Origin of the sequence: Stenotrophomonas sp. PS02297 (assembly GCF_029959705.1) — a bacterium.
GTDB classification, from domain to species: Bacteria; Pseudomonadota; Gammaproteobacteria; order Xanthomonadales; family Xanthomonadaceae; genus Stenotrophomonas; species Stenotrophomonas nitritireducens.
In genome coordinates, this window is the sequence record NZ_JASCOS010000023.1 from 32,831 (window position 1) to 40,949 (window position 8,119).

The 8,119-nt window shown below is 70.9% G+C and carries 7 protein-coding genes; 3 read left to right on the forward strand and 4 right to left on the reverse strand.

Translation table 11 applies throughout. The features are described from left to right. Positions 1–150 precede the first annotated feature (150 nt). Both QMX80_RS07320 and pip read left to right on the forward strand, forming a co-directional pair. On the forward strand, positions 151–3,042 hold the full coding sequence (locus tag QMX80_RS07320) for a ligand-binding sensor domain-containing diguanylate cyclase (protein WP_282276188.1): 2,892 nt from the start codon (positions 151–153) through the stop codon (positions 3,040–3,042). Positions 3,043–3,123: 81 nt separating this feature from the next. Beyond that, the gene (pip, locus tag QMX80_RS07325; protein ID WP_055772073.1) at positions 3,124–4,065 is read left to right on the forward strand and encodes a prolyl aminopeptidase; all 942 of its coding nucleotides are present in this window, start codon (positions 3,124–3,126) and stop codon (positions 4,063–4,065) included. Between the two features lie 146 nt (positions 4,066–4,211). On the opposite strand, the gene QMX80_RS07330 is transcribed toward pip, so the two are convergent. Genes QMX80_RS07330 through QMX80_RS07345 form a run of 4 tightly spaced genes read right to left on the reverse strand, consistent with a single transcriptional unit; the run spans position 4,212 to position 7,085 of the window. Continuing rightward, positions 4,212–5,030, reverse strand: coding sequence for an N-formylglutamate amidohydrolase (locus QMX80_RS07330; protein WP_282276193.1), 819 nt, complete (start codon positions 5,028–5,030; stop codon positions 4,212–4,214). Further along, entirely contained in the window at positions 5,027–5,578 is a 552-nt protein-coding gene (locus QMX80_RS07335; RefSeq protein WP_055772066.1) for an NUDIX hydrolase, read from the reverse strand. The genes QMX80_RS07330 and QMX80_RS07335 overlap by 4 nt, the downstream gene beginning before the upstream one ends. Continuing rightward, positions 5,575–6,522 (reverse strand): 5'-3' exonuclease H3TH domain-containing protein, encoded by a 948-nt coding sequence (locus tag QMX80_RS07340; protein WP_282276198.1) that lies wholly within the window; start codon positions 6,520–6,522, stop codon positions 5,575–5,577. Before QMX80_RS07340 ends, QMX80_RS07335 begins: the two co-directional genes overlap by 4 nt. Then, positions 6,510–7,085, reverse strand: coding sequence for a nitroreductase (locus tag QMX80_RS07345; RefSeq protein ID WP_273084524.1), 576 nt, complete (start codon positions 7,083–7,085; stop codon positions 6,510–6,512). The genes QMX80_RS07340 and QMX80_RS07345 overlap by 13 nt, the downstream gene beginning before the upstream one ends. 312 nt (positions 7,086–7,397) lie before the next feature. Between QMX80_RS07345 and QMX80_RS07350 the strand changes: the two genes are divergently transcribed. Beyond that, positions 7,398–8,119, forward strand: a 722-nt coding sequence (locus tag QMX80_RS07350; RefSeq protein WP_282276196.1) for a DUF1631 family protein, incomplete at its 3' end; no start/stop codon positions are given.

The window sequence follows — 8,119 nt, forward strand, 5'->3', positions numbered from 1 at the left end:
CCTTCGCGGTGGTAGATTGGCGTCGCGCGGCGGGCTTCCGTGGCTCGCCGCGCCAAGCCGCGAAGGGGGACGGTTCTGTTGGCCCGTAGTATCGAGATCGCCTGGGGCAGGGGGTTCCGCGGCGCGGCCCGGCCGGTGCCGTGCTGGTGCATGGCCCTGGTGCTCGCCTGCCTGATCCTGCTGCCGGCGGCGCGGGCCGCGGACGGCCGCCATTACATGGTCAGCGACTGGACCATGGCCGATGGCCTGCCGCACAACCTGGTGCATGCGCTGGCGCAGGACCGCGATGGCTTCATCTGGGCCGGAACCTGGGAAGGCGTGGTCCGCTTCAACGGGCGCCATTTCACCGTTTTCGACCGCCAGAACACGCCGGGTGCAGAGCTGTCGGGCGTGTTCTGCATCCTTGCCGAGGCCGATGGCGGCGTCCTGTTCGGCACCGCGGCCGATGGCGTGTTCCGCTATCACCATGGGCGCTGGCAGCACCTGGGCGAACCCGCCGCCCGCCGCCTTCCGGTCTCGGCGCTGTTGCGCGACACCGACGGCGGCCTCTGGATCGCCTCGGCCAATCGCCTGCTGCGCATGGACGTCCATGGCCGCGTCCACGACGTGGGGGCCGACGCCGGCCTGCCCGGCGTGCGGATCAATGCGCTGGCAAGCAGTGGCGATGGCGCCCTCCTGGTGGCTGCCGATACCGGCGCCTACCGGTTGCAGGGCGGGCGCGCCCTGCCCTGGGCCGCCGACTGGGCGGGCACGAATGCCGTGCGCGGCATCGCCGGCGACGGCGCCGACGGCTGGCTGCTGGCGACCGACGATGGTGTGTACTGGCGCGATGCCGGCGGCAAGGTCGAGCACCTGCAGGCCGGCCGGCGGGTGGAGGCGGTCCTGCGCGACGCGGTCGGCGCGATCTGGATGAGCCTGTCCAGCGGCGACCTGCTGCGGCATGCCGGCGATGGCGACGAGCGCCTGACCATCACCGGGCCGGTGAGCCCGGCCCTGCTCGCTGATCGCGAGGGCCTGATCTGGAGCGGCAGCACCGATGGCCTGCACCGCGTGGCGGAAGTCGCAGCGGTCGGCTTCACCCGCAAGGACGGACTGGGCAGCGATTACGTCCGCGTGGTCCTGCAGAGCGAGGACCGCACGCTGTGGATCGGCCACGCCGACGGCCTGGACCGCTGGCACCAGCAGCGCATGCATCCGGTGCGGCTGGGCGATGGTGGCGGCCGCGATCCGTCGGTGCTGGCGCTGGCCTGGCGCGACGGCATGCTGTGGGCGGGCACCTACGACAAGGGGGTGTTCCGGCTGGACGCGCAGGGCAGGGTGCAGGAGCGGATCCGGCTTGGCAGCCATGGCGAACCCATCGTGCGCGCCCTGCTCGCCGACCCCGACGGCGGCCTGTGGATCGGCGGCACCCACGGCCTGAGCCATTACCGGAACGGCCAGCTGCAGCTGCGGCTGGACAGCAGGGGACAGCCCACCGCGGTGGTGCATGCGCTGTATCGCGACGGCGACGGGACGCTGTGGATCGGCACCACCGGCGGCATGGCCGCGCTGGGGCCCGACGGCACGCTGCGGACCTGGAACGCCGAGGACGACATTCCCGCGCAGTACGTGTTCGATTTCCTGCGCGACCCGGGCGGCGACCTGTGGATCGCCAGCGACCGTGGCCTGCTGCGCATGCGCGAGGGCGGCTTCCGCGTCTACGACCACCGCCACGGACTGCCGCGCGACAAGCTGTTCCGCATCATCGACGACCAGGCCGGGAACCTGTGGCTGCCCAGCAACATCGGCGTGTTCCGCATCGCCCGCAAGGAACTGGACCAGATCGATGCCGGTACGCGGCGGCAGTTGGCCGTGCATGTGATCGACCACAGCGACGGCATGCCGGGCAGCCAGGGCAACGGCGCCTCGATGCCGGCCGGCTGGCGCGCCAGCAATGGCGCGCTGGCGTTCCCGACCTCGGCCGGGCTGGGCCTGATCGACCCGCGGATCGCGGGCCGCTACGACGGCAAGGCGCCGCCGGTGGTATTCGAGAGCGTGTCGGTGGACGGCGTACAGCAGACCCTGGCCGATCGCCTCCGGCTGGAGCCGGGCGCCCGCCGCCTCGCGGTGGACTACACCGCGCTGAGCTTCCGCGCGCCGGACAAGATCCGTTACCGCTACCGCCTGCATGGCTTCGATGGCGATTGGGTGGAAGCCGGGGCCGGTACCGAGGCGGTCTATACCAACCTGACGCCCGGCCACCACCGCCTGGAAGTGCAGGCGATGGCGCTGCCGCTGGACTGGTCGCGGCAGGCCGAAGTCGGCACGGCGGTGATGGAACTGGACGTGGTGCCGCCGCTGTGGAAGCGCACCTCCTCGCGCGTGCTGGCCGGCCTGGCCCTGGCGGCCGCCGTGGTGCTGGGGTTCTGGCTGCGCACGGCCAGTTACCGGCGCAGCCAACGGCGGCTCGGCCGGGTGATCGCCGCGCGCACCGAAGAACTGAGCGACAAGAACCGCGCGCTGGAACTGGCCGGCATCGAGCGCGACCGGCTGCTGCAGCAGCTGGAACACCAGGCCACGCACGACGTGCTGACCGGCCTGCCGAACCGTCGCGCGGCCGAGCTCCACCTGCGCCAGGCACTGGAACGTGCCGGCGATCGCGGCGAACCGCTGTGCGTGGCACTGATCGACATCGACCATTTCAAGCAGATCAACGACCGCCATGGCCACCACAGTGGCGACCGGGTGCTGCGCGAGGTGGCCGAACTGCTGCGCCTGCAGCTGGATGGCGACCAGTTCGTATCGCGGCATGGCGGCGAGGAATTCCTGGCGGTGCTCCGCGGCGTCACCCTGGAACAGGCGCTGGAGCGGCTGCAGGCGCTGCGCCTGGCGCTGGCCCGGCAGCGCATGGACGAGATCGCACCGGGGCTGGTGGTCACTGCCAGCATCGGCGTGGCCGAATGCGGCCCGGGGCAGGAATCCCCGCGCACCCTGCTGGCCGCCGCCGACCGCCAGCTGTACCGCGCCAAGCGCGAGGGCCGCAACCGGGTCTGCGGCCTGTAGCGGCGGGCCTGCCCGTTAAAACCCCAGCGGGGCGATGCCCCGCTCTACAATCGGGGGTTCTCCAAGCCAGTGAGTCCGCGCATGCGCACGCTTTATCCCGCCATCACGCCCTACGACACCGGTACGCTCAAGGTCGACGAGCGCCACACGCTGTACTACGAACAGTGCGGCAACCCCGACGGCAAGCCGGTGGTGATGCTGCATGGCGGCCCCGGCGGCGGCTGCACGGAGAAAATGCGCCAGTTCCACGACCCGGCCAAGTACCGGATCATCCTGTTCGACCAGCGCGGCTCGGGCCGTTCCACGCCGCACGCCGATCTGGTGGACAACACCACCTGGGATCTGGTGGCGGACATCGAGAAGCTGCGCGGCCACCTCCAGCTCGATCGCTGGCAGGTGTTCGGCGGCAGCTGGGGCTCGACCCTGGCGCTGGCCTATGCGCAGACCCATCCGCAGCGGGTGACCGAGCTGGTGCTGCGCGGCATCTTCATGCTGCGCCGCTGGGAGCTGGAATGGTTCTACCAGGAAGGCGCCAGCCGCCTGTTCCCCGATGCCTGGGACCACTACGTCAACGCGATTCCGCCGGTGGAGCGGCACGACCTGATCTCGGCGTTCCACCGCCGCCTGACCAGCGACGACGAAGCCACGCGCCTGGCCGCGGCCAAGGCCTGGAGCGTCTGGGAAGGCGCCACCAGCTTCCTGCACGTGGACGACGACTTCATCAACAGCCATGAAGACCCGCAGTTCGCGCTGGCCTTCGCCCGCATCGAGAACCACTACTTCGTCAACGGCGGCTTCTTCGAGGTCGAGGACCAGCTGCTGCGCGACGCGCACCGGATCGCCGACATCCCCGGCGTGATCGTGCATGGCCGCTATGACGTGGTGTGCCCGCTGGCCAACGCCTGGGACCTGCACAAGGTATGGACCAAGGCGCAGCTGCACATCACCCCGGCTTCGGGCCATTCCGCGTTCGAGGCCGAGAACGTGGATGCGCTGGTGCGCGCCACCGACAGCTTCGCGTAGAGCGGGGCAACGCCCCGCTGGAGCTTTCCCCGGGCAGTTCCCGCCGGGCGCTGCCCGGCGCTGCAAAGCGGGTTTCCCGTAGAGCGGGGCAACGCCCCGCTGGAGCTTTTCCCGGCTAGTCCCGCCGGGAAAGCCCTGTGCCGCAGCTACGCCTGCAGGGCGGCCTGCGCCAGCAACGCCGGCTGCAAGGCGAGGAAAACCCGCTCCAGCCGTTCCGCCCAGGCCTGCTGGCCGGTGGTGTCGGCGATCAGGTCCTGGCGGATCTCCAGTTCCACGTGCACCAGCCCGCGGCCTTCGCCATGCACCGGCACCGCATAGTCGCTGGTGCTGCTCACCGAATACGGCTGGTTGTCGCCGACCACCAGGTCGCCTTCGTCGCGCAGCGCCTGCAGCAGCGCATGGGCGAAACGCGCATCGCGGTGGTACAGCACGCCCGCGTGCCACGGGCGTGCATCGCCGTTCATCGCCGGGGTGAAGCTGTGCATCATCACCAGCAGCGTCGGCCTGCCGGTATCGCGGCGGTGGTCCAGCTCGGCGGCGATGCGCGCGTGATAGGGCGCATGGATGGCGTCGATGCGCTGCTGCCGCTGCAACCCGCTCAACCCTGCGTTGCCGGGAATGACGGTGCCATCGCTGGTTCCGGGCATCAGGGTCGGCGAGGCCAATGGCCGGTTGCAGTCGATCACCAGTCGCGAATAGGTCTGCTCGATCGCGAAGGCATCCAGCCGCCGCGCCAGCGCCCGGGTGGTGCCGGCGATGCCGATGTCCCAGCCGATGTGCCGGTCCCGTTCCGCCTGTGCCAGGCCGAGGTCGCCCAGTGCTGCCGGAACGCGCTGCCCGGCGTGATCGGCGAGCAGCAGGAAGGGCGAGCCGCCCTGTGGGTTGTGCACGGTGAACGGCGGCGGGTCCTGGGCGCCGAGCAGCGGTGCGGCCAGCAGGTCGGCGGGGCTTTCGAGGCGGCTCATCGCGGGCGGCCGTCCAGGTGGTGCTCGATCATCCACAACCCGGCCCAGAGCTTGGCGTCCAGTTCGAAGCCCTGGCCCATCTTCTCCACCAGCCACGCCGCGGCGCGGTTGCGCGGGACGTGGTGCACGGTGATGTCCTCGCTGTCGTCGCCGCCGCCTTCGCCGACCCGGCGCAGGCCGGTGGCGCGCACGAAGGCGATCTTCTCGCTGCTGGCGCCGGACGAGGTCGGGCCGATCATCAGCACGTCGGCGTGGTCGGCGGTCCAGCCGGTTTCCTCTTCCAGCTCGCGGATCGCCGAGGCCTCGATCGACTCGCCGGCGGTGATGTCGCCGACCAGTCCGGCCGGCATCTCGATCGTGCGCGCCTGCAGCGGCACGCGGAACTGCTCGACGAACAGCACCTCGTCGTCGGGGGTGACGGCGATGATGATCGCGGCCAGCCCGCCGGCGTGGGTGCGCTCGCTGTATTCCCAGGTGCCGCGTACGACCATGCGCTGGTATTTGCCTTCGTAGACGACGCGGGGTTCGGAAGCGGGGTCGTGGTTCATGCGGACTCGTTGGCGGAAGGGGGAGCGGTTTCCAGCCCCGCGGCGGCCAGCAGCCGGCGCCGGGTCAGCGGGCCGAAGCGCAGCGATCCGCACAGGCCGTCGAGCATGTCGGGGTCGGCCGTGCCGCGGGTGAAGCCGGGCGTGGCCGGCGCCAGCGGCGCATCGAGGGCGATGGTGGTCAGCTGCCGGAACAGCAGCGCCAGTTCGCGCTGTTCGCGCAGGCGCACCGCCATCTGCGCGGCGCCGCGCAGGCGCAGGAACGGGATTTCATCGATCCGCTCCAGCAGCGCGTCGAGGCTGCCGAAGTGGGACAGCAGCACCGCCGCCGACTTGGCGCCGATGCCGCTGACGCCGGGAATGTTGTCCACCGCGTCGCCGCACAGCGCCAGGTAGTCGGCGATCTGGTGCGCGTGCACGCCGTGACGCGCCTTGACCCCGGCCGCGCCCCAGCGCTGGTTGCGGGCGTAGTCCCACTGTTCGTCGTGTTCCAGCAGCAGCTGCGACAGGTCCTTGTCGGCCGAGACGATCACCCCGCGCAGGGCGTGGTCGCGGCCTGCATGCAGCGCGCTGCCGATCAGGTCGTCGGCCTCGTAATCGCGGTCGGCCAGTACGTCCAGGCCCAGTGCGGCGCACAGCGCCTTGCAGTGCGCGAACTGGCGGCGCAGCGCTTCCGGCGCCGGCTCGCGGTTGGCCTTGTAGGCGGGATAGATGCGGTGGCGGAAGCAGCTGTCCAGCGCTTCGTCGAAGGCGACGGCGATGTGCGCCGGGCGCTCGCGTTCGAGCAGTTCCAGCAGGAAGCGGGCGAAGCCGTGCACGGCATTGGTCGGCCAGCCCTGCGCGTCCTGGAAGCTGTCGGGCATCGAGTGCCAGGCGCGGAACACGTACAGGCTGGCATCGACCAGGTAGAGCGGCCGGCCCGCCGCCGTGTCCGTCACGGCCGCCAGTCCTCCAGCAGGCCGGCCGGATCCGGGCGCTCGCGTTCGGGTACCTGCAGTTTCGGCGTGCCGATATGGATGAAGCCGACGATGCGCTCGTTGCCGGCCAGCCCCAGGTGGCGGGCCACCCCGTCGTCGTAGGCCATCCAGGCGGTCAGCCACTGCGCGCCGAAGCCGAAGCCCTGCGCAGCCTGCAGCAGGGCGAAGCACACGCAGCCGGCGGTCAGCAGCTGCTCCTGCTCGGGAACCTTGGGGTTGTCCTGCAGGCGCGCGATCACCGTCAGGATCAGCGGCGCGTGCGAAAAACGCTGGCGGTCCTTCTCGACCACCGCCGGCGAGGCGTCGGGAGTGCGCTCGCGGCTGCGCCTGGCCAGGTATTCGCCCAGCGCATGGCGGGCCTCGCCCTGCAGGCGGAGGAAACGGAACGGCACCAGCTTGCCGTGGTCGGGCACCCGCACCGCGGCGGACAGCATGCGCAGCAGGGTCGCCTCGTCCGGCGCCGGCTCGCCCAGTTGCAGGGAAGGGACCGAGCGGCGTTGGCCCAGCGCTTGCAGGAAGCAGGAATCGGACATGGTGCTTACGCGAGGAAGATGGCCGTGGATTATAGACACCGGGGTGCGGGTGCCCGCCGGCCGCGGGCGGCGCCGGATCTGAGCAGTCCGTCGAGGGCGCTCCCTGGCGGATTTCTCGCCAATTCACCCCGGTACCCTTAGCATGGCGCGACATGCCGGGTTGCCGGCGGCGAGGTACAAAGTGCGGACTGCATCACTGGCCCTGTTCAGCTTATCCCCCTACCATGCGTGGGCGGAAACCGGGGGGCTGTCCGCTTTCTTCCATCCGATCCCGAGAGGAGCAGCGCCTGCGAAGGTGCGGAGCCACTGCGCATGATGTCCCAGCCGCATCCTCCAGAGCGCCCTGGCCATAATCCGGACCTGCTGGCGCTGTCGCGCGAAATCGCGTTGCCGGCCTTGTCGGCCACCTTCACCCGGATGCTGGCCGGATTCGACGACGCCCTGTTCGACCGTGCCGAAACCGCGGGCGCGTCGCAGCTGGTCTTCCTTGACGGCATGCGCGAACTGCGCCGGCGCCGCGAGGACATCGCCGCGCGCTTCGCCAGCCACCTGCGGCAGGCCTGGGCGTCGCTTGAGGCCGCCGCTCCGCTGTCGGCCGAGGCCGCGCTGGCCCAGACCGGGCAAGGAGATGCCGGGCTGAGCCTGGTGTCCGAGCACGAACTGGAATCGCGGCTGGCGGTGCGCAATTTCGCCGCGGTGGTGCTGCGCGAGTGGAAGCAGGTGCTGGCGCGGCTGGACCGCCGCCTGGCCTGGATCAGCGGCGTGGAAACGCTGGAGATCGACACCAACCCGATCGGCCCCGAACACATCGGCGTGGCGGTGCACGAGGCTTTCGGCGTGTGCGACCTGGCCGCCGAGGTCCGCCTGGTACTGATCAAGCTGTGCGAGCGGGAATTCGCCGCGCAGGTGGGGCGCATCTACCGCGAGGTGGACGAGCGCCTGGCGCAGGCCGGGGTGATGCCGGGCATCTCGCAGCCGCAGCCGCAGCGTCCGGCTGCGGCGCCGCGTCCCGCGCGGCCGGCCGCAGCCGAGGT